The following is a 24,110-nucleotide window of genomic DNA, read 5'->3' on the forward strand; positions in this document are numbered from 1 at the left end:
AGGGACGCATCAGTCTGCCGCTAGCAGCGTCGCCGCCCTCGTTGTGGCGCCATATAGACCCCACCTAACAAAACTGTCAACGACCAATCATAACTTTTTCCAAAAATTCTTTCCACAGCCAAGGAACAAGACAAAGCCACTCAAGCGGCCCCTTATATACGCGTCCATCCCGGCTTAGGCGGAGAGCCATCCCATCCGGTCCGCCACATCATTCGCCAATGCGCGCACTCGCCTGCCCATGTCTTCTATAATATCGGGGCGCGCCTCGGCAGCCATCATCGATAGGGCAATGCCGGCTGCTGGATGGAATGGCCTGTCGCAGATCGCTGCGCCAATGCAAAACATGCCTTCGCGCAACTGGCCATTATCCAGCGAATAGCCTCTTGCTCTTGCTTCCGCCATCTCGGCTTCCAGAACCTTGAGCGAAGGCGCGCTCGCCGGTGTAATCAGTTCCGGCCATTCGGACGGCAGATGGCGTGCCAGTTCCTGTGGCGACATTGCTCCCAGCATGGCCTTGCCGGTCGCAGTGAAAACAGCAGGAACCCGCATGCCGATACGGAACGTGATCCCCAGCGGCGCTGCCGAGTTGCGGCAGGAGAGATAAATGACATCCGGGCCTTCGAGGTGCGAGAGCGTCAACGTATGTGCGCCGAGGCCATCCGCCTCCGCAACCGCCTCATGAAATGCATCAACGATGTCGCTGCCTGCCATGAACACATTGGCCCAGCGCACCGATTGCGGCCCCATCGCAAAGCTTCCGTCGCTGTTGAGTTTCAACAGCTTGAGATGCACCAGCGTCTGGCAAAGCCCATGCACGCTGCTTTTCGGCAAACCGGTCCGGCGGGCGAGATCGGAAAGCTTGAGCCCATCCGCCGATCCCTTGCCGCCCTCCTGCGCGAACTTCGCGATCTGATCCATGATTTGTGCCGCACGCATAACTGCCGGCACCAGTTTCTGGGAACTCTCTTCGTCACTCGCCGTTTTCGTCATAGCCTTGCCATTCGCCTCATCGACCGCATGATTAACCGTTTGACTTTGGTAGCGGCGGCCTGTTTAATTCAAAATATCGTAAGCTGTTCAATATACTGAACACGCTTTCTCTGCAAGACTGGGATGGAAAACCACTATGCTCGCTTTGAAAGACCCTTTGCTGCTCAAATCGCAATGCCTTGTTGACGGGCGCTGGATAGACGCCACGGACGGAGCCAAGATCGACGTGACCAATCCGGCAGACGGTTCGGTCATCGGCACGGTTCCTTCCCTTTCCGTCGCGACCATCAAGGAAGCTATCGACGCTTCGGCAAAGGCTTTTCCAGCATGGGCCGCCAAGACCGCCAAGGAACGCGCGGCCATCTTGCGCAAATGGTTCGATCTCATCGTTGCCAATGCCGACGATATTGCTCTTATCATGACATCCGAACAGGGCAAGCCGCTTGCTGAAGCCCGCGGCGAAGTTCTTTATGCCGCATCATTCATCGAATGGTTCGCAGAGGAAGCAAAGCGCGTCTATGGCGACACCATCCCTGCCCCGCAGGCCGGGCAGCGCCTGACGGTCATCCGCCAGCCGGTCGGCGTCACCGCCGCCATCACGCCGTGGAACTTCCCCGCCGCGATGATCACACGCAAGGCAGCGCCTGCCCTTGCTGCCGGTTGCACCATGATCGTTCGCCCCGCCGACCTCACGCCGCTGACGGCACTGGCGCTCGGGGTCCTGGCCGAAAAGGCCGGCATCCCGGCAGGCGTTCTGCAGATCGTAACCGGCAAGGCCCGCGAAATCGGCGCCGAACTGACGAGCAATGAAACCGTGCGCAAGCTCTCCTTCACCGGTTCGACGGAAGTTGGCCGCCTGCTGATGGCGCAGTGCGCCCCGACCATCAAGCGCATCTCGCTGGAGCTTGGCGGCAATGCGCCGTTCATCGTGTTCGACGATGCCGATCTCGATGCCGCCGTCGACGGCGCCATGATTTCCAAGTATCGCAATGCGGGCCAGACCTGTGTCTGCGCCAACCGCATCTACGTGCAGCGCGGGATTTACGACAAGTTCGCCGAAAAGCTTGCGGCCAAGGTCAAGGAACTCAAGGTCGGCAACGGCACCGAACCGGGCGTCGTCATCGGGCCGATGATCGAGCCGAAGGCCATCACCAAGGTCAAGGCACATATCGACGATGCCGTCTCCAAGGGTGCGAAGCTTATCACCGGCGGCAAGGAACTGGGTGGGCTGTTCTTTGAACCCGGCGTCCTGACGGGCGTGACCCCGGACATGATCGTCGCCAAGGAAGAAACTTTTGGTCCGCTGGCCCCGCTCTTTGCCTTCGACACGGAAGAAGAAGTCATCGCCATGGCGAATGACACGATCTTCGGGCTGGCCGCTTATTTCTATACGGAGAATTTCAGCCGCGCGATCCGTGTCAGCGAAGGACTGGAATACGGTATGGTCGGCCACAATACCGGACTCATTTCCAACGAAGTCGCGCCTTTTGGCGGCGTAAAGCAGTCCGGCCTCGGCCGTGAGGGCTCCAAATACGGCATCGAGGAATATCTCGAAACCAAATACATTTGCAGCGCTTACAAGCGCTAGAAGACACTGCTTTCCATTCCGTTCCTCTGAAAGCAGTGTCAAAGAAGGCGGCGCGCATTGTTCGCGCCGCCTTTTTTATTTATAGACGGTCCAACCGCTAATATGGCCTTGGCCAAGGAACTCCGGAAAATATATGCTGCGCCGCCTTTACGACTGGACGATTTCGCTCGCTGCAAGAAAATCCGCCGAATGGTGGCTTGCCATCATTGCCTTTGTGGAAAGCTCGGTTTTTCTTGTCCCCGCCGATGTCCTGTTTCTGCCCATGGCGCTTGCGAGGCCCGAACGCGCCTGGCGCTACGCTTTCATCGCGACGGTTTCCTCCGTCCTCGGCGGCATTGCGGGCTGGTATCTCGGCTATCACGCCTATGAACAGATCGCCAAGCCGGTGCTCGAAATGTACGGCAAGCTGGACACGTTCGAGCAATTGCGCGGCACGACCAGCGCCGACGCCATCCTGCTGATGCTCATCACCTCCGGCCTGGCGCACCTGCCGCCGATCAAGGTGGTGACGATCCTGTCGGGTGCAGCCGGCATCAATATCTGGCTGTTCATTGCATCGGCCATCGTTGCGCGCGGTGCGCGTTTCTATTTTCTGGCCTGGCTGCTGCGCCGTTACGGTGAACCGATCCGCGGATTCATCGAAAAGCGCCTCGGCCTGATCGCAAGTCTGGTCGCTGTGGTCTTGATCGCGCTCTTCTTTGCTGTGAAATATCTTCATGCCTGAGCGGTTCGCCCAATCCCGGTCAAAATAAATTGCTTGGAGACATGCAGATTTTTTCGCTTAGCACTACAGTTGCAAATTCGTCGGGCCGTGGCGAAAGGAGTGATTTTCGAGTACCGGAGCGGAGCGTACTTAAAGGTACGTGAGCACCGGAAAACAGACACAGCGCTCTTTGCAGCCCGACATCACGAATTTGCAACTGTGGTGTTATGTTTATCTCGAGCATGTCTCCCAAAAGTGGGAACCGGTTTCGGGATAAAGACATGCGACAACCGCTCTAAAGAGCCTTTTCAGGGAATCCCATATGGCGTTTGCACTCAATAATCCGGTTGGCAAAGTTCAGGCATGGACCGCGGGCATCATGACCATCGGCCTTGCCGCAACTGTCGGCACGGCACTGGGTTTCGAGCATCTGGCCGGCTTCATGCCCTGCAAGCTCTGCCTTGAACAACGCACGCCTTATTATATCGGGGGCCCGGTTCTGGCGGCTGCATGGGTCTCTTATGGCTTGAAATGGCCGCCGGTCCTGACACGCGGCCTGATCCTGATCGGGGCGCTGCTGATGACCTTCGGCCTGGCCCTTGCCGTCTATCATACCGGCGTTGAACTGAAATACTGGCCGGGACCATTGGATTGCAGCGCTGCAACAATGAAAGTCACGCTGGATGCGGGTAATCTGCTGAGCGATCTGAATACGCATCCGCCAGCATGCGACAGCGCACCGGGCCACTTCCTCGGCCTGTCCTTTGCCGGATGGAACGTCGTCGCAAGCCTGCTCTTTGCAGCCATCGGCTACTACGGCGCATTTGCAAAAACTGGGAAGTAAGAACGGGAAGCTGTAGGGGCGTTTTCTTCTTTTATCACATGTCGTTATCGCAAGACCGCTGCGCCCTTTTGCGCAACGTGCTCAAGTGTTTGAATCGAAAAGCGGCAGGCTGTGGCGAAAATGGTGATTTTCGAGTACCGGAGCGGAGTGTACTTACGCATATTCCCGAAAAGTTGCAGACTTTTCGGATAAGAATATACGAATAAAAGCTACATGAGCACCGGAACGCAGACAAATTGCCATTTGCAGACCGGCATGGCGACTTTTGGAACAGACACTAAGGTTCCAGTTCGACATCCCAATACAGAAAATCGAGCCAGCTATCGTGAAGATGGTTGGGCGGGAAAAGGCGACCATTATTGTGCAGGTCCTGCACGGTCGGCATGACCGGCTTCTGGCGCGGCCACATATGCGCCACGGCGGGCATCATGCCGCCCTTGCGCAGATTGCAGGGTGAACAGGCGGCGACCACATTTTCCCACGTCGTCTCGCCGCCATGGCAACGCGGGGTAACGTGATCAAAGGTCAGGTCATGCGGCGAACCGCAATACTGGCACTCGAAACGATCACGCAGGAAAACGTTGAAGCGCGTGAAAGCCGGATAACGCGGCGGCTTTACATAATCCTTCAGGCAGATCACGCTCGGAACGCGCATGGAGAACGATGGCGAGGAAACGATATGATCGTATTCCGCCACGATATTCACGCGTTCGAGAAACACCGCCTTGATCGCATCCTGCCAGGACCACAGTGACAGGGGATAATAGCTGAGCGGACGGTAATCCGCGTTCAGAACCAGCGCGGGCAAGCCACTGGTCGAGACGGTTCTGGGCGAGACGGCAACATTCAAGGGCGCACCTCCTTCAGAGCAACTCCGAAAAAGGGCGAAATGGCTCTCCATGCGGAATTGCGCTTTCATCGAAGCGCCGCGCGTCCATTTTGGGCGCAACAACGACGCTCCAATCTCGTGAAGACGGTGCGGCGATGCGCAGACAAATCAAGCTTCTGCGAATCGAAATACCGTCATCAGCCGATGTGGATAATGTAAGCCCGACGTGACAGGATTGTGAAGCGGAAACGCATTTATGCTTCGGGAAACACGCAATATTTACAAGAGCGGCGCGGCCTCGCGTCCCTTGATTGCGGCATAATAGGCCCAGAACAATCGCGCCGCCACGCCGCGCCACGGCGCCCAGTCTTCCGCCAGCTTGCGAAGCGCGACTGCATCGGGCCGGGTTTCGTGGGCGAAGGCGTGGCCGACAGCCGCCTGCAACGCCACATCGCCGGCCGGAAACACGTCCGGATGACCGGCAGAAAACAGAAGGTAGACTTCCGCCGTCCACGGACCGATGCCCCTGATCGCCGTCAGCGCGGCGATCGCTTCCTCAGCGGGCAGGTCACAGAGACCGTGCAAGTCCAGAGCACCTTCGGCAAGTGACTGGCTCACAGCCAGAAGCGTTCTTTGCTTGGGACGCGACAGTCCTGCCAAACGCCATGCCTCCTTCCCGCCCGCAATATAAGCTTCAGGCGTCAGCGGATCGATCGCCTGTTTCAGCCGCGCCCATATTGCGGCCGCACTGGCGGTCGAAACCTGCTGCGCGACGATAATGGAGGCAAGACTCTCAAAACCGGGTGGTGAACGGCGCAGCGGCACCGCATGGGAGCGGCTGCGTATATCCGCCAGCCGCTCATCGGTCAGCACCAGCGCGTCAAGCCCCGCCGCAATGTCGTCCAGACTGTCTATTCGCCGCATCGCACTGTCTTCCTTTATTCGCTGGCACATCGTAGCAATGCACCCAGATGACAATCAACTGACTCTGGCAACCGACTCCGGCTAATGACCATGACCCGACCCGTCTTTCGCTTCGCGCCAAGCCCCAATGGACAATTGCATCTCGGCCATGCCTATTCCGCGCTTCTCAATGCGCGTATGGCGGAGGAACATGACGGGCGTTTTCTCCTGCGCATGGAAGATATCGACACCGCGCGCTGTACGCCTGCGCTGGAAAAAGGCATTTACGACGATCTGGGCTGGCTTGGCCTGACCTGGGAAACACCTGTACGCCGTCAGTCGGAGCATTTCGGCGAATATCGCAACGCCCTCACCAAACTTGCCGACAAGGGCCTCGTCTATCCGGCCTTCCTCAGCCGTGGCGAGGTGCGCGAGCGGATTGGCGAAGCTTTCGCCAAGGGCGAGGACTGGCCGTCCGACCCGGACGGAACGCCGCTCTATCCGCAGGGCGAGCGCGATCTGTCCGAAAAGGAACAGATGGAACGCATTGCTTCAGGCATGTCCTATGCCTGGCGGCTCAATATGGACAAGGCGCTTGCCGCCGCGGGCGAACCGCTGGCATGGAATGAAAGCGGAGCGGGTCCGGATGGCGAAACGGGAAAGATCGCTGCCAATCCGTCCCGCTGGGGCGACGTGGTGATAGCGCGCAAGGACACGCCGACCAGCTATCACCTCTCTGTTGTGGTGGACGATGCCCTGCAAGGCATTACCCATGTCGTGCGCGGGCGAGATCTTTTTCACGCAACATCCGTGCACCGGCTCCTTCAGAAACTTCTCGGCCTGCCGGAGCCGCACTATCATCACCACGATCTGGTACTGGGCGATGATGGATTGAAACTGTCAAAAAGCCGGATGGATACGGCGCTTGCATCGCTGCGGGAGCAGGGCTTTACGCCTGACGACATTCGCGCCAAGCTCAAGCTCTGAAATGATTTTCGCCGCAGCGTCACAGATGATGTGCCCGCGCACCGATTGACGAAAGCGCCCCGAAACGGTTCATAGGCGGGAAGGAGCCGCATTGAAAAATGCGGCAGTGCATTCGTTTATTCTGAAGGAGGCCAAGCAATGAGCAATTACGTCGAAATCGAAGGTTTGCGTGTTGCCCCCGAACTGGTGGAATTTCTGGCCAAGGAAGCCGCGCCCGGCACCGGCGTGGAGCCGGAAAAATTCTGGAAGGGCTTTGCCGCAATCATTCGCGATCTTGCTCCGAAAAACCGCGCCCTCCTCGCCAAGCGCGACGAAATGCAGGCGAAAATCGATGCCTGGTACAAGCAGAACCGTGACAAGGGCTACACGCAGGCCGAATACCAGCAGTTCCTGAAGGATATCGGCTATCTCCTGCCGGAAGGCGGCGAGTTCAAGGTTTCGACCGCCAATGTCGATCCTGAAATCACCCATATCGCCGGCCCGCAGCTCGTCGTCCCGGTCATGAATGCACGCTATGCGCTCAACGCCGCCAATGCGCGCTGGGGCTCGCTCTATGATGCGCTGTATGGCACCGATGCCATTTCCGACGCCGATGGCGCGGAAAAGGGCAAGGGCTACAATCCGAAGCGCGGTGAAAAGGTCATTGCCTGGGCGAAGAACTTTCTCGATGAAAGCGCGCCGCTCGCCGCCGGCAAATGGGCCGATGTCGCCGGTCTCGCAATCAAGGACGGCAAGCTTGAAATCAAGCTGACCAATGGCTCGACAACGGCGCTGAAGGATGAAAGCCAGTTCAAGGGCTATAATGGCGACGCCGCCGGCCCGACGAACGTGCTTCTCGCCAAGAACAACATGCATGTCGACATCGTCGTCAACGCTGACCACCCGATCGGCAAGACCGATCCGGCCCATATCGCCGATGTGGTTCTGGAGTCGGCCGTCAGCACGATCCAGGATTGCGAGGATTCGATTGCCGCCGTCGATGCCGAAGACAAGGTTGCCGTCTATCGCAACTGGCTTGGCCTGATGAATGGCAAGCTTGAAGACACGTTCGAAAAGAACGGCAAGCAGATGACCCGCCGCCTCAACGGCGACCGCACCTACAAGGCGCCGAACGGTTCCACGCTCACGCTCAAGGGCCGCTCGCTCATGCTGGTCCGCAATGTCGGCCACCTGATGACCAACCCGGCCATTCTCGATGCCGAAGGCAATGAGGTGCCGGAAGGCATCATGGATGCGGCCTTCACCAGCCTGATCGCGCTGCACGACATCGGCCCCAATGGCCGCCACATGAACTCGCGCGAAGGCTCGGTCTATATCGTCAAGCCTAAGATGCACGGGCCGGAAGAAGTGGCTTTCGCCAACGAGCTTTTCACCCGCACGGAAGAAATGCTCGGCATGAAGCCGAACACGCTGAAGATGGGCGTGATGGATGAAGAGCGCCGCACGACCGTCAATCTCAAGGAGGCGATCCGCGCTGCCAAGGATCGCGTCGTGTTCATCAATACCGGCTTCCTCGACCGTACCGGCGATGAGATCCATACCTCCATGGAAGCGGGTCCGATGATCCGCAAGGGCGACATGAAGCAGGCTTCATGGATCGGCGCTTACGAACAGTGGAATGTCGATATCGGTCTGGAATGCGGGCTTTCCGGTCATGCGCAGATCGGCAAGGGCATGTGGGCGATGCCCGACATGATGGCCGCGATGCTGGAACAGAAGATCGCGCATCCGAAGGCTGGCGCCAACACCGCCTGGGTGCCGTCGCCGACCGCCGCTACGCTACACGCCACCCACTACCACCAGATCGATGTTGCCGCCGTTCAGGCGACCCTGAAGAGCCGCCCGCGCGCCAAGCTTGACGATATCCTGTCGGTGCCGGTCGCCAGCCGTCCGAACTGGACGCCGGAAGACATCCAGAAGGAGATCGACAACAATGCTCAAGGCATTCTCGGTTACGTGGTGCGCTGGGTCGATCAGGGCGTCGGCTGCTCCAAGGTGCCGGACATCAACAATGTCGGCCTGATGGAAGACCGCGCAACGCTGCGCATTTCCGCACAGCACATCGCCAACTGGCTCTATCACGGCGTTGTTTCGCAAGCGCAGGTCATGGAAACCATGAAGCGCATGGCCGCTGTCGTGGACAAGCAGAATGAAGGTGATCCGCTCTACCGCCCGATGGCCGCCGATTTCGACACGTCTATTGCCTTCCAGGCAGCTTGCGATCTGGTCTTCAAGGGCCGCGAACAGCCGAACGGCTACACCGAGCCGGTCTTGCATCGCCGCCGCCTGGAGCTGAAGGCGCAAGGCTGATCGGTTTGGAGCGCAGACGTCCCTTCCCTCATCCTGAGGAGCCGTTGAAAACGGCGCATCATCCTGAGATTTTTGAAGGATCGAAGGACGAGGGAAAGCGAACCACGCGCCCCCCCCCCCCTCGCCCTTCGACAAGGTGCTTCGCACCGGCTCAGGATGAGAGGTCATTGCCAAAGCCTCGGGCTTTGATCGTAGAAGCAGATTGAATGCGGCGGGAGAAATCCCGCCGTTTTCGTTTCCGAAATCGCTTGACTCCATTATAATAGATATTAATTCTAATATAATGGAAAACACGATCGAACAACTCGACAACGCCATTGGTCAGAACCTGCGCCACCTGCGTCTGGCACAAGGCATGACACTGGAGGCCTTGGGCGATGCGTCCGGGGTGAGCCGCGCCATGATCTCGCGGATCGAGCGCGGCGAGACAAGCCCCACCGCGCAGCTTCTGGCGCGCATTTGCGCCGCGCTCGGCACGTCGCTCTCAGCCTTTTTCGGCGATGCGGAAGCCCCGCCCTCGCCCTATCTGCCGCATGACCGCCAGCCTGTCTGGCGCGATCCCGATACCGGCTATGTGCGCCGGTCGGTCTCTCCTCCCGGCACCGGCTCGAATGTGGACATGATTGAGGTCGAGTTTCCCGCTGGCGGCAAGGTTTCCTTTGCACCGCAAACCGCCAATGCCGGTATCACGCAGCATATGTGGCTGTTTGCCGGTGAGATGGAAATGACCGTCGGCGACACGCATTACAGTCTGAAGCCCGGCGACTGCCTCTATATGCCCATCATGGCGGGCATCACTTTTCACAATCCGGGCTCGACCGTTGCGCGTTATGCCATTGTGCTCGAACGCCGGAGCGTTCCCTGAAAGGCAGACCGATGATCCACATTCTTGATGCCGAAGAAGCAAGACGCGCCATTCCCGCGCTTGCCGAAATCCTAGCCGATTGTGTCATGGGTGGCGCATCGGTGGGCTTTATGGCGCCGTGCGAACCACAGGATTTCATCCCTTACTGGACCCGCATTGCCCATCAAACCGAGAACGGCGAAACGTTGCTCATCGTTGCCGAACATGAGGGCGAGATTGTCGGCACGGTCCAGCTTGGTCTTGCGCAAATGCCCAATCAGCCGCATCGCGCCGACCTGAAAAAACTGCTCGTCCATCGCAAGGCACGCGGCCTCGGCCTCGCCCGCAAGCTGATGGATGCGGCGGAAACCCAAGCCCGCATGCATGGCAAAACGCTGATCTGTCTCGATACCGCCACCGGCAGCCCCGCCGAAGCGATTTATATGCATCTTGACTGGCAGCCTGCCGGCGTGATTCCCAATTACGCGCTCTTTCCCGATGGCAGCCCCTGCGCTACCACGCTCTTTTATAAAGGCATCTGAAATGACCCTCGTGATCCGCCATGCGACGGAAGCCGATCTCCCTGCCCTGCTTGCGATCTATAATGACGCGGTTGAGAATACGCTCGCCATCTGGAACGAAACGCTCGTCGACCTGGAAAACCGCCGCCAGTGGCTGGAAAATCGCAACCGCGACGGTTTCCCGGTTCTGGTTGCCGAACGCGAGAAGCGGGTCGTCGGCTATGCGAGCTACGGCCCCTTCCGCCCGTTCGAGGGTTTCCGCCACTCATCCGAATTGTCGGTCTACGTGGCGAGCGACGCGCGCGGCGGGGGTATCGGTCGCGCATTACTGGCCGAACTGGTGGAAGAAGCGCGCGAACGAAATGTCCATGTGCTGGTGGCGGGCATCGAAGCGGGCAATGCCGCATCCATCGCCCTGCATAAATCGCAAGGTTTTGAGGATTGCGGAACGCTGAAACAGGTTGGCCAGAAATTCGGCCGCTGGCTCGACCTGACCTTCATGCAGAAGATTCTCTGATCTGTTCAATATAGCTCAATAGAAAACGCAGCGGGTTATTGCCCTGCTGCGTTGTTTTTGTTTATACAAGCGCATTCGCAAGGACCCGGTGAAAGCCCGGGTGGCTCTTCTGGCCGCCTATCCGCCAGACAACGCAACAACATCTCCCATTTTTACAATCGGCCATGTTGAATCGGACGGCTTTCAACGCCCGTCTTCTATTTGCGGAAAATTCAATGACACGTCTTGCTGCCTACCGCCGCGAGTGGTTCTCCAATATTCGCGGCGATATTCTCTCCGGCATCGTCGTAGCACTTGCCCTTATTCCGGAAGCCATCGGCTTTTCGGTCATCGCCGGAGTCGATCCCAAGGTCGGCCTCTTCGCCTCCTTCGCCATCGCCTGCGTCTCCGCCTTTACCGGCGGTCGCCCCGGCATGATTTCCGCCGCCACGGCTGCAACCGCCGTGGTGATGGTCTCGCTCGTCAAGGAATACGGGCTGCAATATCTCTTTGCCGCCACGATCCTGATGGGCATCCTGCAAATCCTTGCGGGCTTCCTCAAACTCGGACGCCTGATGCGCTTCGTATCGCGCTCGGTCATTACCGGCTTCGTCAACGCGCTGGCGATCCTCATTTTCATGGCGCAGCTGCCTGAGCTGATCCATGTCCCCATCCAGACCTATTGGATGATCGCGGGCGGCCTTGCCATCATTTATCTCTTCCCGCGTCTGACCAAAGCGATCCCCTCGCCGCTCGTCGCCATTGCGGTTCTCACCGCGCTGGCCTGGTGGACCGGAATGGACCTTCGCACCGTGGGCGATCTCGGCGAATTGCCATCCGCATTGCCGGTTTTTGCATTGCCGCAAGTGCCTCTGACGCTCGAAACCTTGCAGATCATCCTGCCTTATTCGATCACCCTTGCCGCTGTCGGGCTGCTCGAATCGCTGATGACCGCCCAGATCGTCGACGATATGACCGACACGACCAGCAACAAGAGCCAGGAATGCATCGGTCAGGGTACGAGCAATATCGCCTCGGCGCTGATCGGCGGCATGGGCGGTTGCGCCATGATCGGCCAGTCGGTCATCAATGTTTCGTCCGGCGGACGCGGCAGGCTTTCGACCTTCGTGGCCGGCGCCTTCCTGTTGTTCCTGATTCTGGTGCTCGACGATCTCGTCCGCATCATCCCGATGGCTGCCTTGGTGGCCGTCATGATCATGGTGTCCATCGGCACCTTCTCGTGGCGGTCGATCCTCGATCTGCGCCGCAATCCGCCGTCTTCATCCTTCGTCATGCTGGCAACGGTCGTGACCGTCGTTTCAACCCATGATCTGGCGAAAGGCGTTCTGGTCGGCGTTCTGCTCTCCGGTGTCTTCTTTGCGGGCAAGGTCGCCAAAATGTTCCGCGTCACCGAAACCGAAAACAGCGACGGCAGCGAACGCATCTACACCGTGCAGGGCCAGATTTTCTTCGCTTCGGCGCAGAATTTCATCGCCGCGTTCGATTTCTCCAAGCCTGCAAAAAAGATCACCATCGATGTCAGCCATGCGCATCTGTGGGACATCACCTCGGTCGGCGCATTGGACAAGGTCGTCCTCAAATATCGGGCCGGCGGCACCTCCGTCTCGGTGGTCGGCTTCAACGAGGCCAGCGCCGATATGATCGACCGCTTCGCTGTCCACGACAAGGAACTGGGGGCCGCCAAGCTGGCGGCACACTAGACGCGAAAGAAAAGGGCCGCATACGCGGCCCTTTTTCTTAGCCCTTCATTGGAATGGCATGCCCTACCGACAGCTCGTCGAGATCAATTGCGCCTTCCACCCGGTCACTGCGCGCCAGAAGATAGAAACCCATTCCGCTGATCAGCGCCGCGATGAGCAGCAGATACCAGGCAGGAGCAGCAGGATTGACCGCCATGACGGCGGTCAGCACCATCGGCGTGAGCCCGTTGGAAATAGCGCAGGCGATATTGTAGGCGAACGAAACGCCTGAAAAGCGGACATGAGCCGGGAAGACGCGGACCATGGTGAACGAAGTCGCCCCCGCCATTCCGTCAACGCAGCCCACCACCCCGTATAGAGCAAACAGGCACCAGAGCGAAACGCCGGCGAAGCTGTAGAAAGTGAAGGTGACGACGGCGAAGACCACGCCCGTCGCCACAAGGAAGCGCCCGCTGCCGAAACGGTCCAGGGCAATGCCGCCCAAAGCTGCCCCGGCTATTTGGAACACGAGGCCGAAACTGGTCGCGGTCAGCGATTGAAGCGGGCTGTAGCCGTAGAGCTTCTGCAGGAAGGTAGGCGTCATCAGCATGGTGATCGTGATGGCCGACGTCATGCACCAGGCCAGCAGCATCGTAATGACGACGCCGCGCCGATGGTGGCGCAAGACAGTGCCGAGCGGCAGCCGCTTCCGCTGCTCGGTGCTTTTCGCCATGGCAATGAAGACCGGCGTCTCCGTCAGCCCGCGGCGCAGATAAAGGCCGAGAGCACCCAGAATGCCGCCGATCAGGAACGGGATGCGCCAGGCATAGGCCGCAACCTGTTCCGGCGTATAGATCCAGTTGATCAGGGCAGCGATCAGCGAGCCGAGCAGAATGCCGAATGTGAAGCCCGAACTCAAAAGACCGCAGGCCAGTCCGACGCGATTGGCAGGCGCGTGTTCGGCAACGAATGTCCATGCCCCCGGCACTTCCCCGCCGACAGCTATTCCCTGCATGATGCGCAACAAGGTCAGCAAAACCGGCGCGGCGATACCCAGCGTCGCATAGGTGGGCAGGCAGGCCGTGGCCAGCGTCGCGCCCCCCATCAGCAGGACGGAAAAGGTGAAAACACGTTTGCGCCCGAACCGGTCGCCGAAATGCGCCAGCACGATGCCGCCGAGCGGCCGCGCGAGATAGCCAACGGCGAAAATGCCGAAAGTCTGGACGAGCGCCAGCCATTCAGACATGTCCGGCGGAAAGAACAGATGTCCCAGCGTGCTGGCGAAAAACGCAAAGATAATGAAATCATAGAGTTCAAGCGCGCCGCCGATCGCCGACAGTCCAAGGGTGCGGAAATCCCGGCGGTCAAGCGGTCGGGCGTCGATACTGTGTGTAGAATTATGCGGTGCGGTCATTCCGCGTCCTTTTCCGTCCCGTCCACAATCGTGACATTGCTACCCGCCGTCATTGAATCTATTGGCGCCTCCGGCATGCAGCAATCCCAAACATGAGCGAACGAAAGTCTTGACTTCCGCACCGTAGATTCTATTTTTAGAACTATTCTAAATTATATCAGCTACCCGATCGGGTGGATAAAGGACTTTGGTATTTCCTCATGCTGAACCGTTTTTTCCGTAATGGCCGCCGCCCTTTCGATTCGCTTTCCGAACAGGAAATCCTGGCGCTCGCCATATCCTCCGAAGAGGACGATGCCCGCATCTATCTCGCCTATGCCGATGGCCTGCGCGACGAGTTCCCGCAATCGGCAAAGATTTTCGAGGAAATGGCGGCTGAGGAGCACGGCCACCGCGACGCGTTGATCGAACGCTACAGGGCCCGCTTCGGTGACCATATTCCGTTGATCCGCCGCGAGCATGTGAGCGGCTATTACGACCGCAAGCCCGACTGGCTCGTGCGGCCGCTCGGCATCGACAAGGTGCGCGAAGCCGCCTCCGAAATGGAAGAGCAGGCCTATCGCTTCTATATCGAGGCCGGAAAGCGCGTGACCGATGCGGAGACCCGCAAGCTTCTCGGCGATCTGGCCTTGCAGGAAAAGAAGCACGAGGCGACCGCGGAGCGGCTCGAAAACGAGCTCACGCCGGACGATGTGCAGGACGAGGAACGCGCTGCTGAACGCAAGCAGTTCATCCTCACCTATGTCCAGCCCGGCCTTGCGGGCCTGATGGACGGTTCGGTCTCGACGCTCGCGCCGATCTTCGCCGCAGCCTTCGCCACGCAGGATACTTGGCAAACCTTTCTCGTCGGCCTCTCGGCCTCGGTGGGCGCAGGCATTTCGATGGGCTTTACCGAAGCGATCCACGACGACGGCAAGCTGTCAGGGCGCGGATCGCCGATCAAGCGCGGCCTTGCCTGCGGCATCATGACGACGCTGGGCGGCCTTGGCCACACATTGCCCTATCTGATCAAGGATTTCTGGACCGCGACGATTTTCGCCGCCGTGCTGGTGTTCTTCGAGCTTTGGGCGATTGCCTTCATCCAGAACCGCTATATGGAAACGCCGTTCTTCCGCTCCGTCCTGCAAATCGTTCTGGGCGGCGGGCTGGTTCTGGCGGCAGGCATCCTGATCGGCAGCGCCTGATCCTGCGGTCGCAGTTTCACGCCCGCATGACAGCTTCCTGCGGGCGCGATACCGGTTCCTCGAAGGTTTCGATGGAGATGCGGCCCCGCCGCGAGACGGTGACGAAACTGTTGGCGGGAACCGCCATCCAGTTGGCCGCTTCGCCGTCCAGAGGCTCGGACACCACGCAAATCCCGGCCGATCCCCCGAGCGTCGCCGTGTAGAGCGTCGGCGCGAAGGCATCGGTGGCATAGCGGATCGCATAGAGCTGGTTTCCGTCGGAAAAAGCCGCCGTCAGCCGCAGGAACGGCGGCACGCCGGCGCGGATCGCCTCTTCGATGACGGTCGCGACCATGCGCTTCATCGCCAGAACAGGATCGCTGTCGAGGCCGAATTCCAGCATCAGCAGAAAAATCAGTTCCGAATCGGTCGCGCCATGCTTCTGCCCGTAGACGTCATCGCTCAAATGGCTTTCCAGACGGCGGCGCAGCCGGTCGAAACTGCCGATCTGCCCGTTATGCATGAAGCTCCAACGGCCGGACACGAAGGGATGACAGTTGGAACGGCTGGTCAGGCCTCCGGTCGATGCGCGCACATGCGCCAGAAAAAGACGCGAGCGTATCTGCCGCGCAAGGCTGCGCAGATTCTGGTCCGACCATGCGGGAAGTATGTCCCGATAGAGGCCCGGTTCGTCGCGATGGCCGTACCAGGCGACACCGAAACCGTCGCCATTGGTACGCGTTTTGGCTTCATGCGCGTCGTGGCTCTGCGCCACGAGCGAATGGCAGGGAGACGATATAATGTCTTCCAGATAGGTTTCAGGTCCGAGATAGGCGGCCCAACGACACATTTTCGATCCGGCGATTACCGGCCCCGGTTATGCGTCCGCTCATAAAGCTGGCGAACGATCGTGCTCGCCGTCTTCTCGAATAAAAATGGCAAAATTGCATGAACCAGCGCGGCAAGCGCCGCTCCAAGCAATTTTGCCGAAAAACGTGATGCAAAAAGCATATGCTCAAAATAGGTTTCATCGACCGAGGAAGGATGGTCGGTGAAGAGGCGGGTAATACGTGTCGTCATTGAAAACTCCCAGGATTGAGCAATTCGTTCCCACTTATCAGGCGCAGAAGCACCTTTGTGAAAAATCATTTTAACAGAAGGTTTGGAGATGAAATCTCAAATTATCCTTGCGCTGAGCTTCATATTGGGACAATCATCCCACCATGAGCCTGTCCCTCGATGAAATTGATCGAAAAATCTTAAGCGAGCTGCAAGTTGACGGCACCCTGTCCGTTGATTCTCTCTCCGAGCGCGTTCATCTTTCCCGCAACGCCTGCTGGCGGCGGGTGAAGCGCATGGAGGATGAAGGGATCATCAAGGCGCGTGTCGCCCTGGTTGATGCTGAAATGGTGGGCTGCGGCCTTTCGGTCTTCATTCTCGTGCGCACATCGAGCCACGATCCCGAGTGGCTGGACAAATTCCGCGCCGCCATGGGGCGCTTTCCCGAAATCGTCGGCGTCTACCGCATGACCGGCGATCTGGATTACGTGCTGAAGGCCCGCGTTTCGGACGTCAAGGCCTATGACCGCCTTTACCAGCGACTGATCGCCAGCGTGCCGCTTTCGGATGTTTCGGCTTCTTTCGTGATGGAAGAGATCAAGGAAACCACCGCCGTGCCGCTGAAGGAATAATGGCGCATGCGCGCGGCGCTTTCCCTGTTTGTTTGCACCATTCCCGAGCCGTTGCACCTCTAATGCGTGGCCATTTCCCGGCAGAGCGCCGCACAATGGTCACATGCTTCGACGCACTTCTCCATGCCGCCAATCTCCCGGCAGGATTCAGCGCAGGCTTCGCAAATCTTCGCGCAGGCGCCGCAGGTTGCACGGTGAAGGGGCGTGTCCAGCAACATTATGTGGGCTGCCGTCCGGCAGCTTTCCACGCAAGCCAGCATGATGCGGTAATGTTTCGGCTCGACATGCGCCCCGCCCTCTTCCAGACAATGGCTGGAGGCGGTGTCGAGGCAAATGCGATAGCAATCAAGGCAGGCATCGATACATCTGGTCACTTCCGGGTTGGGCATTTTTCAATTCCTTATCCTTTGGACACGAGGTCCAACAGGCGAAGGACGGATTTGTTCCATAAGGGCGCGGTCGGCTGCTTTTCATCCCGCACGGACTATTCCCGGTGCAAATTGCATGACCCTGTGCCGTACTATCATTGCAAAACGCCAAATAGGCGGTACACCTTTGATCTGTTTTCACGTATGAGCATCGCCAATTTGAATCCCCGCAGGAAAGGCTCCCTCATGACCGCAGCATCCTCTTCCGCGCCAACGCTCGGCATCATCCGCCTCGAACATGCGGAGGGCCTCGAACTCCCGGCCTATGAGACACCTGGTTCTGCTGGCATGGACCTGCGCGCAGCCGTTGCCGAAGATCGCCAGATCGTTCTCCTGCCGGGACGCCGCACGCTGGTTCCAACGGGCCTGATCTTCGAGATTCCGGAAGGCTTCGAGATACAGATTCGCCCGCGTTCCGGCCTTGCCTTCAAGAATGGCATCACCTGCCTCAACACACCCGGCACCATCGATTCCGATTATCGCGGCGAGGTGAAGGTCCTGCTCATAAATCTCGGCGATGACGATTTTCGCATCGAGCGCGGGATGCGCATCGCGCAGGCCGTTTTCGCGCCGGTCGTCCAGCCGAAGATCGAGGAACGCGCCGAAGTGACCGACACGGCACGCGGCGCAGGCGGTTTCGGTTCGACCGGCACTGCGTAAATATACAAAACGCAAACAAAGCCCGGCTAAGCCGGGCTATTTTATTGCAGATTTTCTCACTGTGTAAGAACGGCGCGCTGGCAAAGAACGCCAGTGACCTGAACGTCGGCTTGTCCAATCTTGACGCCGAGCAGATCCAGCACCCCGAAAAGCAGGCCATCCACCGCCGGGCCCAAAGGGGTGAGCAATGTACCCAAAAGCTGGGTCAACCCACTCAGGGGCAGAGGCAAGGGCAAGAATCCGATCAGGACAACCTCGAGATCGAGCCCCTTTACCAGCCCGACAAAAAGCGATCCGGCAAGTTGGTTGGTCCCCACGGTTTTGATCCGTTTGGCGGCAATATCGGCAGGCGTGAAGGTCACAATTTCCTGCTTGGGGTTGCCGAGCGGCAATTCGACACGACCGCGAAGCTCGGCAATGTCTGCGACCAGCAATTTCACTGTAGCGATCGCTGTCTTCCTGACAACCGGCGTTTTGCTGAAATTCCTCATCAGATCTATATCGGTATCGCCAAGATAAACACCGGCCAGGCCCGGTTTGACGGCGAGTTTCACCGTGGCACTTCCAGGGCCCTGCGGACAGCTTATGCTTTTCAGTTCGGCCTCGCCGCTCGCCACGTCGATGAAGATCGGCACGTGAACATTGGCCAGATAGGAAACAAGCCCGTCATTGCCGACCTCAAGCGTCAAAAGCAGGCGTATCTGCGCGGTGCGCACCAAGGTACCTGCTCCGCCCACGGTAAAGAACGGGGTCTTTTGCGCGGGCTCTCCAACTGCGACATCCAGTTTGAATGCCAGCACTCCCGGCAGTTTCAGCCCGGTGCCAAGTTGAAGTTGATGATCGCCTCCCAGCATCGCTGCCGCTGAAATCAATTGCAGGACATTGGCCGTGATATTGTAATTACTGGCCGATCCAAGCGATGCATCGGCGATCGATCCGAGCCCTAGCAGCTTTCCGACCGGCAGTTTCGCAGCAAGGGCTGCTGCATCCTTGCCCAGAATACCGAGTGCTGCTTTGGCCGTCGGATTGTTCGTCACCACCTCGGCCAGCACAGTTGCCAGCGTCCCGACTGAAACATCCGTATTCAACAACTGGTCATAGGTCCCAGCCGTCAACCCGACTTTCGGAGCAAGCTTGTCCAGAAAACCGAGTAAATTGATATCGGTCGCAGCCAGGGCATTGTAGTCGACAAGCTTCAGATTGAGGGATGTTCCCAGAAGCCCGCCCAGAAGGCCATTGAGCACACTCTGATCGGTATTCAGGCTCAACAATCGCGAACCGATGGAGAAAGCCGCCTCTGCCTTCGTCGCCGCCATGCCCGTCGCGCCAAGCGCAGGTCGACTGATGAACGACTGGCCGAAATAGAGATTGCCCGGCCGCGCCAGCCGGACGCGAACCGCATCCGGATTTGCCCCTCCGGCCACGAAACGGTTTTCGACCGCGCGGCTCTTGTCGGGAAAATAATTGCCCTTCTCCACCCAGACCCGCGTTTTGTTGTCGGTCTTCCCGTTGACGATGGATGGATCGTAGCTGCCGCTCATCAACAACGGATCGACACCGTTTGCCTGCAATTGCCTCAGCACCGCGTCATCGGCCTGCGAAAGAGAGGCCGCACCGGCAACGGCGGCAAGATCGGCCATGCTCTGCAACTGGCGCCGCTCCAGAAACAGTGAGCCTGTATCCACGCAGAAAGCTGCCACGGCCAGAAAAACCGGCGCGACCAGCGCCGCCATCGTCGCCAGATTACCGCCCCGCGCGCGCAGGAAACGCGATACCAAACCTCGCATATCGAATGCCCCCACCCTGCCTCAGATTCCGCCAAGCCTTATTGTCGATGCTCTCGTGATGGTCGTGTCCGGAAGCGGCAGGCCCGTCATCAGGTTCCAGATCGGCAGGTTTTCCGCATCGTAGCGGATCGTCACCGTGAACTGGTTCGGATCGGACTGGGCATTGTCGACATTCACCTGCATCTTTGCCGGATCGATCAGCGAATATTTCGCCGCGTTCTTCTGGATATAGCTGGTCGCCAGGGTGAGCCGCTCCGGCGGATCGATGCCCGCCAATGCCGTCCGGGTCGCGTCAGCCGCAAGCTGCTGCACGGCATTCGCCACGCCCAGATAAAGGCCGAACGCAATCATGCCCATCAATATCAAAAGAAAAACCGGCGCCAATATTGCGAACTCGACCGCCGCCGTGCCGCTTTTATTCCGATCGAAAGACCGTAATGAAGGTATTCTTCGGAACAAGGTATGAAACCTGTTCCTCACAAATAAGAACCTTTTCCGCCCCATAATAAGGTAAGCCATTTGCCCTCCCGTCCAAGAGCAGTGAAACCTTATTCCCATGCCAGTTTGAAGCAACACGCATCATGCATGCGCCGACCATCCGCCTTTCTGGACAGCCACGTTCTTAATTCTTCAGTCTACTTTCTGATTGTAATTTCCCGGCCTTATTTCAGCATGATATAATTTAAGAACACTTAATTTTTATACCAGCTTTTCTTTTGCCGTCAAAACTGGAAAGAATAACTTCCAGTTGTATCTTGACGCCAACTTTCGATGCTTCACCGCTTGCTGTCCACGCGATTGCCGCCAGCCACAGGGAAGCCTCCAGCCTTTGTGTCACCGGCAATTATTGCATGACAAATAATTAAGATGAAATCCTGACCGGAGAAGCATAGATATCCCGAAAGCAATGTGCGATCAGAGCGCGCGACGTCCCGCTTTGGTTGCATGCGGCAGAAATTATGCGGGACATGATAAAGAATCCCCGATGACGGCGGTTCTGAAAGCTTTGAGGGTTTGACGGTGCTTACAACTTCCGATTCTTCCAAAACCGGGCAGCGCAAGGCACCGTCGCCGAAGAGTGCCCCACGCAAGGCGCGCCGCTGGTGGCTCTGGCTTTTGCTGGCTGCAATCGCGTTGGGCGTCGGCTGGTATTTCTACGGCTCGGGCGAAGCCGGCGGACAGAAGACGAATTATCTCGCCGAAACAGTCACACGCGGCGACATCGAGAACGCCATTACCGCCGTCGGCACGCTGAGCGCGCTGCGCAGCATCAATGTCGGCGCGCAGGTCTCCGGCCAGCTCAAAAGCGTGAAGGTCGAAGTGGGCGATCAGGTGAAGCAAGGCCAGCTCATCGCTGAAATCGACCCGTCGCCCTTCGAGAAGAAGGTGGAAATCGCAAGCGCCCAGCTCGATAATCTCAAGGCGCAGCTTCTGAGCAAACAGGCACAGCTGACGTTGAAAAAGGCCAATGCGGCCCGCCAGCGCTCGCTTCTGGCCACGCGTGGCGTATCACAGTCGACCGTCGATCAGGCGGACGCCGATCTTGCCATGGCCGATGCCGACGTGAAGGCGCTCGGCGCGCAGATCCGTCAGCAGGAAGCACAGCTTGCCAGCGACAAGGTCGATCTCGGCTACACCAAGATTTACAGCCCCATGGAAGGCACGGTCGTCGATCAGGCCGCCAAGGAAGGCGAAACGCTGAATGCCGTGCAGAGCGCGCCGACCATCGTCACCGTGGCCGATCTCAAGGTCATGACCGTGGAAGCGCAAGTGTCAGAGGCCGACATCGGCAGGCTGAAGCCCGGAATGCCGGTCTATTTCACCCTGCTCGGCCAGCCCGAAAAGCGTTTCACCGGCACGCTCCGCCAGATCAAGCCGACGCCCGCGACCGAGAACAATGTCGTTCTCTATTACGCCCTGTTCGACGTTCCAAACCCGACCGGCGAGCTGATGATCAATATGAGCACGCAGGTCTATTTCATTCTTGATGAGGCAAAGGACGTGTTGATCGTCCCGTCTTCGGCGCTGAACTACAAGCGTGCCGACCAGAATCAGAAAGGCCAGAACCAGAGAGGCAAGCCGCAGATTTCGGTGAAGGTCGTAAGCGACAATGGCGCAGTCACCGAACGTCAGGTCGAAATCGGCGTGCGTAATCGCGTGCAGACCGAGATCAGGAGCGGGCTCGAAGAAGGCGACAAGGTCATCGTCACCAGCGCTTCCAGCGGTGCCGAAGCCGCCGCGGGACAGCGCGGCCGCAGGCCCGGCATGCGCCTGTTCTGATGAGCCGTCAAATGACCGATACGCCCCTCATCAGACTGGATGACATTCGCAAGACCTATTACAATGGCGACCTTGCCGTTGAGGTGCTGCACGGCATCACGCTTGACATTCAGGCGGGCGAATTCGTCGCGATCATGGGCGCTTCCGGCTCCGGCAAGTCGACGCTGATGAACATTCTGGGCTGTCTCGACAGCCCCAGCGGCGGGCAATATCTGCTCGACGGCGAGGACGTCTCGACGCTGGATGCCGATGCGCTGGCAGCGCTGCGCCGCCGCACATTCGGCTTCGTTTTCCAGAGCTATAATCTTATCTCGACCTCGACAGCGCAGGAAAACGTCGAGGTTCCCGCGATCTATGCAGGCCTGCCCGCATCCGAACGCCATGCCCGCGCCGCCGAACTGCTCAACCAGTTGAAGCTTGGCGACCGCCTCGATCATCGCCCGAACCAGCTTTCCGGCGGCCAGCAGCAGCGTGTTTCCATCGCCCGCGCGCTGATGAATGGCGGGCGCATCATCCTTGCCGACGAACCGACCGGCGCACTCGACAGCCAGAGCGGTGAGGACGTGATGGAACTGCTGCGCTCCATGCACGAGCAAGGCCATACCGTTATCGTCATCACCCATGCCCGCGAAGTGGCCGAACGCGCCGACCGTCTGATCGAAATCCGCGACGGGCAGATCCTGTCCGATACGGTGAAGCGCGCCATTCCGGATACGCAGGCCCCTCTCCGCCTCCGCCAGACGCTTGACGGCAGTTCCGCCCGCATCGCCGATGTTTCGGAAGCGGTGAAGATGGCGATGCGTGCGCTGAAGGCCAACATCTTCCGCACGGTCCTCACCCTGCTCGGCATCATAATCGGCGTCAGTTCCGTGGTGACGATGCTCGCCATCGGCACCGGCGCGCAGAACTCGATTCTCGACCGCATCAATGCCATGGGCACCGATCTCATTCTGGTGCGCCCATCCATGGCGGGCTTTCGCGGAACAGGCTCGATAGCGACACTGGTTCCCGAAGACGCCACCGCCATTCTGGAACTTCCGAATATCAGAACCGCCGTCCCCGAAGTCACCGGCACGGTGACGCTGCGGCGCGGCAATGTCGATTACCAGTCGCAGGCAAACGGCACCGTCCCCGCCTTTTCCGAGGCCAAGTCGTGGAAGGTCGCGACCGGCGATTTCATCAGCCAGAACGATATCGACAATTATGCGCCCGTTGCCGTGCTGGGCAAAACCGTCGTCAACACCCTGTTTCCAGATGGCAGCAACCCGATCGGCCAATATATCCTGATCCAGAAGATTCCGTTTCAGGTGATCGGAACCCTGGAGCCGAAGGGCGCGGGCTTTGGCGGTTCGGATCAGGACGATGTGGTGGTCGTGCCGCTTTCGACCGGCAATCTGCGGCTGTTCGGCCAGAAATATGTGCGCACAATCACCGTGCAGGTGAAGGATTCCGACCTCATCAACACGACGCAGGAACAGATTCAGGACCTGCTCGACCAGCGTCACAAGAAACAGGACACGATGATAACCAACATGTCCTCCATCCGCGAGGATGCGACGGCAATGGGCAACACGATGACGCTGTTTCTGGGGTCGGTTGCGGCAATCTCGCTTCTCGTCGGCGGCATCGGCGTCATGAACATCATGCTGGTGAGCGTGACGGAGCGCACTCGCGAGATCGGCGTGCGGATGGCGACAGGTGCAAGGCGGCGCGATATATTGCTGCAATTCATCACCGAAGCGCTAACCGTTTCGGCCATAGGCGGCGCATTTGGCGTCGTGATCGGGCTCGGCGCTGCTGCCATCGCGGGCTGGGCCGGTCTTTCGGTCGGTTACAGTGTCGGGCCTGTTCTGCTGGCCTTTGCCTGCGCTTTCGCCACCGGCCTGATCTTCGGCTTCCTGCCAGCGCGCAAGGCTTCCCGCCTGCTCCCGGCTGTGGCACTGTCATCCGAATAAAGCATTTTCGAGCCAAA

Annotated in this window: 23 protein-coding genes and 1 other annotated feature; of the genes, 14 read left to right on the forward strand and 9 right to left on the reverse strand. The window is 58.8% G+C overall.

The annotated features are described in order from the left end of the window. Positions 1-174 precede the first annotated feature (174 nt). The gene (locus J9800_RS19760) at positions 175-990 is read right to left on the reverse strand and encodes an IclR family transcriptional regulator (protein ID WP_114216854.1); all 816 of its coding nucleotides are present in this window, start codon (positions 988-990) and stop codon (positions 175-177) included. 136 nt (positions 991-1,126) lie between these two features. Here J9800_RS19760 and J9800_RS19765 point away from each other — a divergent pair, with 136 nt between their 5' ends. The 3 genes from J9800_RS19765 (at position 1,127) to J9800_RS19775 (ending at position 4,125) form a co-directional block, all read left to right on the forward strand. After that, a complete protein-coding gene (locus J9800_RS19765; protein WP_114216855.1) occupies positions 1,127-2,578 on the forward strand; it encodes an NAD-dependent succinate-semialdehyde dehydrogenase in 1,452 nt (483 codons plus the stop codon). 133 nt (positions 2,579-2,711) lie between these two features. Next, entirely contained in the window at positions 2,712-3,302 is a 591-nt protein-coding gene (locus J9800_RS19770; protein WP_114216856.1) for a YqaA family protein, read from the forward strand. A 301-nt stretch (positions 3,303-3,603) separates the two neighbouring features. Next, positions 3,604-4,125: a disulfide bond formation protein B gene (locus J9800_RS19775; protein WP_114216857.1), complete on the forward strand. Its 522-nt coding sequence runs from the start codon at positions 3,604-3,606 to the stop codon at positions 4,123-4,125. A 277-nt stretch (positions 4,126-4,402) separates the two neighbouring features. On the opposite strand, the gene J9800_RS19780 is transcribed toward J9800_RS19775, so the two are convergent. Together J9800_RS19780 and J9800_RS19785 are read right to left on the reverse strand one after the other, a co-directional pair. Next, a complete protein-coding gene (locus J9800_RS19780) occupies positions 4,403-4,975 on the reverse strand; it encodes an HNH endonuclease (RefSeq protein WP_114216858.1) in 573 nt (190 codons plus the stop codon). A gap of 258 nt (positions 4,976-5,233) precedes the next feature. Next, entirely contained in the window at positions 5,234-5,878 is a 645-nt protein-coding gene (locus tag J9800_RS19785; RefSeq protein ID WP_114216859.1) for a DNA-3-methyladenine glycosylase family protein, read from the reverse strand. A gap of 90 nt (positions 5,879-5,968) precedes the next feature. Here J9800_RS19785 and gluQRS point away from each other — a divergent pair, with 90 nt between their 5' ends. The 6 genes from gluQRS to J9800_RS19815 all read left to right on the forward strand — a co-directional run bounded on the left by gluQRS (position 5,969) and on the right by J9800_RS19815 (position 12,736). Beyond that, entirely contained in the window at positions 5,969-6,844 is an 876-nt protein-coding gene (gluQRS, locus tag J9800_RS19790) for a tRNA glutamyl-Q(34) synthetase GluQRS (RefSeq protein ID WP_114216985.1), read from the forward strand. A 138-nt stretch (positions 6,845-6,982) separates the two neighbouring features. Then, positions 6,983-9,154, forward strand: a complete 2,172-nt coding sequence (locus tag J9800_RS19795) for a malate synthase G (RefSeq protein WP_114216860.1) — start codon at positions 6,983-6,985, stop codon at positions 9,152-9,154. Between the two features lie 283 nt (positions 9,155-9,437). After that, positions 9,438-10,019, forward strand: coding sequence for a helix-turn-helix domain-containing protein (locus J9800_RS19800; protein WP_114216861.1), 582 nt, complete (start codon positions 9,438-9,440; stop codon positions 10,017-10,019). An 11-nt stretch (positions 10,020-10,030) separates the two neighbouring features. Then, positions 10,031-10,540: a GNAT family N-acetyltransferase gene (locus J9800_RS19805; protein ID WP_114216862.1), complete on the forward strand. Its 510-nt coding sequence runs from the start codon at positions 10,031-10,033 to the stop codon at positions 10,538-10,540. Position 10,541: 1 nt separating this feature from the next. Next, positions 10,542-11,036, forward strand: coding sequence for a GNAT family N-acetyltransferase (locus J9800_RS19810; protein WP_114216863.1), 495 nt, complete (start codon positions 10,542-10,544; stop codon positions 11,034-11,036). Between the two features lie 78 nt (positions 11,037-11,114). Further along, positions 11,115-11,170: a sequence feature (sul1 is cis-regulatory element that is thought to sense ions involved in sulfur or methionine metabolism; They are found in Alphaproteobacteria), on the forward strand. A gap of 81 nt (positions 11,171-11,251) precedes the next feature. Beyond that, positions 11,252-12,736, forward strand: coding sequence for a SulP family inorganic anion transporter (locus tag J9800_RS19815; RefSeq protein ID WP_114216864.1), 1,485 nt, complete (start codon positions 11,252-11,254; stop codon positions 12,734-12,736). Between the two features lie 37 nt (positions 12,737-12,773). Here the strand turns inward: J9800_RS19815 and J9800_RS19820 are convergent, their stop codons facing one another. After that, positions 12,774-14,129 carry an MFS transporter gene (locus tag J9800_RS19820; RefSeq protein WP_114216865.1) on the reverse strand — a complete coding sequence of 452 codons (1,356 nt, stop codon included), beginning with the start codon at positions 14,127-14,129 and terminating at the stop codon, positions 12,774-12,776. Between the two features lie 200 nt (positions 14,130-14,329). Here J9800_RS19820 and mbfA point away from each other — a divergent pair, with 200 nt between their 5' ends. Continuing rightward, positions 14,330-15,313 carry an iron exporter MbfA gene (mbfA, locus tag J9800_RS19825; protein ID WP_114216866.1) on the forward strand — a complete coding sequence of 328 codons (984 nt, stop codon included), beginning with the start codon at positions 14,330-14,332 and terminating at the stop codon, positions 15,311-15,313. 16 nt (positions 15,314-15,329) lie between these two features. Here the strand turns inward: mbfA and J9800_RS19830 are convergent, their stop codons facing one another. Both J9800_RS19830 and J9800_RS19835 read right to left on the reverse strand, forming a co-directional pair. Further along, on the reverse strand, positions 15,330-16,142 hold the full coding sequence (locus tag J9800_RS19830) for a class II glutamine amidotransferase (protein WP_112592797.1): 813 nt from the start codon (positions 16,140-16,142) through the stop codon (positions 15,330-15,332). A gap of 14 nt (positions 16,143-16,156) precedes the next feature. Beyond that, complete coding sequence (locus J9800_RS19835; protein ID WP_112592798.1) at positions 16,157-16,372, reverse strand: DUF6356 family protein; 216 nt, start codon at positions 16,370-16,372, stop codon at positions 16,157-16,159. 143 nt (positions 16,373-16,515) lie between these two features. On the opposite strand from J9800_RS19835, the gene J9800_RS19840 reads away from it, so the two are divergent. Continuing rightward, complete coding sequence (locus tag J9800_RS19840) at positions 16,516-16,983, forward strand: Lrp/AsnC family transcriptional regulator (protein WP_112592800.1); 468 nt, start codon at positions 16,516-16,518, stop codon at positions 16,981-16,983. 59 nt (positions 16,984-17,042) lie between these two features. Here J9800_RS19840 and J9800_RS19845 read toward each other — a convergent pair whose 3' ends face one another. Then, a complete protein-coding gene (locus J9800_RS19845; RefSeq protein WP_112591521.1) occupies positions 17,043-17,372 on the reverse strand; it encodes a four-helix bundle copper-binding protein in 330 nt (109 codons plus the stop codon). A gap of 225 nt (positions 17,373-17,597) precedes the next feature. On the opposite strand from J9800_RS19845, the gene dut reads away from it, so the two are divergent. Next, positions 17,598-18,071 (forward strand): dUTP diphosphatase, encoded by a 474-nt coding sequence (dut, locus tag J9800_RS19850; RefSeq protein WP_114216867.1) that lies wholly within the window; start codon positions 17,598-17,600, stop codon positions 18,069-18,071. A 56-nt stretch (positions 18,072-18,127) separates the two neighbouring features. Here dut and J9800_RS19855 read toward each other — a convergent pair whose 3' ends face one another. Then, complete coding sequence (locus J9800_RS19855) at positions 18,128-19,858, reverse strand: pilus assembly protein TadG-related protein (protein ID WP_114216868.1); 1,731 nt, start codon at positions 19,856-19,858, stop codon at positions 18,128-18,130. Between the two features lie 21 nt (positions 19,859-19,879). Next, a complete protein-coding gene (locus J9800_RS19860) occupies positions 19,880-20,338 on the reverse strand; it encodes a TadE/TadG family type IV pilus assembly protein (RefSeq protein ID WP_353616835.1) in 459 nt (152 codons plus the stop codon). Between the two features lie 540 nt (positions 20,339-20,878). On the opposite strand from J9800_RS19860, the gene J9800_RS19865 reads away from it, so the two are divergent. Continuing rightward, complete coding sequence (locus J9800_RS19865) at positions 20,879-22,138, forward strand: efflux RND transporter periplasmic adaptor subunit (RefSeq protein ID WP_112591557.1); 1,260 nt, start codon at positions 20,879-20,881, stop codon at positions 22,136-22,138. Between the two features lie 11 nt (positions 22,139-22,149). Beyond that, positions 22,150-24,093: a MacB family efflux pump subunit gene (locus tag J9800_RS19870; protein ID WP_114216870.1), complete on the forward strand. Its 1,944-nt coding sequence runs from the start codon at positions 22,150-22,152 to the stop codon at positions 24,091-24,093. Positions 24,094-24,110: the final 17 nt, after the last annotated feature.

This window comes from Ochrobactrum sp. AP1BH01-1, assembly GCF_018066705.1.
Classification (GTDB): Bacteria; Pseudomonadota; Alphaproteobacteria; order Rhizobiales; family Rhizobiaceae; genus Brucella.

Coding starts and splice junctions, on each gene's coding strand:
- J9800_RS19855 (WP_114216868.1), bottom strand. CDS start 19,858: ATGCGAGGTTTGGTATCGCGTTTCCTGCGCGCGCGGGGCGGTAATCTG.
- J9800_RS19835 (WP_112592798.1), bottom strand. CDS start 16,372: ATGACGACACGTATTACCCGCCTCTTCACCGACCATCCTTCCTCGGTC.
- J9800_RS19840 (WP_112592800.1), top strand. CDS start 16,516: ATGAGCCTGTCCCTCGATGAAATTGATCGAAAAATCTTAAGCGAGCTG.
- J9800_RS19795 (WP_114216860.1), top strand. CDS start 6,983: ATGAGCAATTACGTCGAAATCGAAGGTTTGCGTGTTGCCCCCGAACTG.
- dut (WP_114216867.1), top strand. CDS start 17,598: ATGACCGCAGCATCCTCTTCCGCGCCAACGCTCGGCATCATCCGCCTC.
- J9800_RS19805 (WP_114216862.1), top strand. CDS start 10,031: ATGATCCACATTCTTGATGCCGAAGAAGCAAGACGCGCCATTCCCGCG.
- J9800_RS19785 (WP_114216859.1), bottom strand. CDS start 5,878: ATGCGGCGAATAGACAGTCTGGACGACATTGCGGCGGGGCTTGACGCG.
- gluQRS (WP_114216985.1), top strand. CDS start 5,969: ATGACCCGACCCGTCTTTCGCTTCGCGCCAAGCCCCAATGGACAATTG.
- J9800_RS19770 (WP_114216856.1), top strand. CDS start 2,712: ATGCTGCGCCGCCTTTACGACTGGACGATTTCGCTCGCTGCAAGAAAA.
- J9800_RS19820 (WP_114216865.1), bottom strand. CDS start 14,129: ATGACCGCACCGCATAATTCTACACACAGTATCGACGCCCGACCGCTT.
- J9800_RS19845 (WP_112591521.1), bottom strand. CDS start 17,372: ATGCCCAACCCGGAAGTGACCAGATGTATCGATGCCTGCCTTGATTGC.
- J9800_RS19870 (WP_114216870.1), top strand. CDS start 22,150: ATGACCGATACGCCCCTCATCAGACTGGATGACATTCGCAAGACCTAT.
- J9800_RS19830 (WP_112592797.1), bottom strand. CDS start 16,142: ATGTGTCGTTGGGCCGCCTATCTCGGACCTGAAACCTATCTGGAAGAC.
- J9800_RS19760 (WP_114216854.1), bottom strand. CDS start 990: ATGACGAAAACGGCGAGTGACGAAGAGAGTTCCCAGAAACTGGTGCCG.
- J9800_RS19810 (WP_114216863.1), top strand. CDS start 10,542: ATGACCCTCGTGATCCGCCATGCGACGGAAGCCGATCTCCCTGCCCTG.
- J9800_RS19765 (WP_114216855.1), top strand. CDS start 1,127: ATGCTCGCTTTGAAAGACCCTTTGCTGCTCAAATCGCAATGCCTTGTT.
- J9800_RS19815 (WP_114216864.1), top strand. CDS start 11,252: ATGACACGTCTTGCTGCCTACCGCCGCGAGTGGTTCTCCAATATTCGC.
- mbfA (WP_114216866.1), top strand. CDS start 14,330: ATGCTGAACCGTTTTTTCCGTAATGGCCGCCGCCCTTTCGATTCGCTT.
- J9800_RS19775 (WP_114216857.1), top strand. CDS start 3,604: ATGGCGTTTGCACTCAATAATCCGGTTGGCAAAGTTCAGGCATGGACC.
- J9800_RS19800 (WP_114216861.1), top strand. CDS start 9,438: ATGGAAAACACGATCGAACAACTCGACAACGCCATTGGTCAGAACCTG.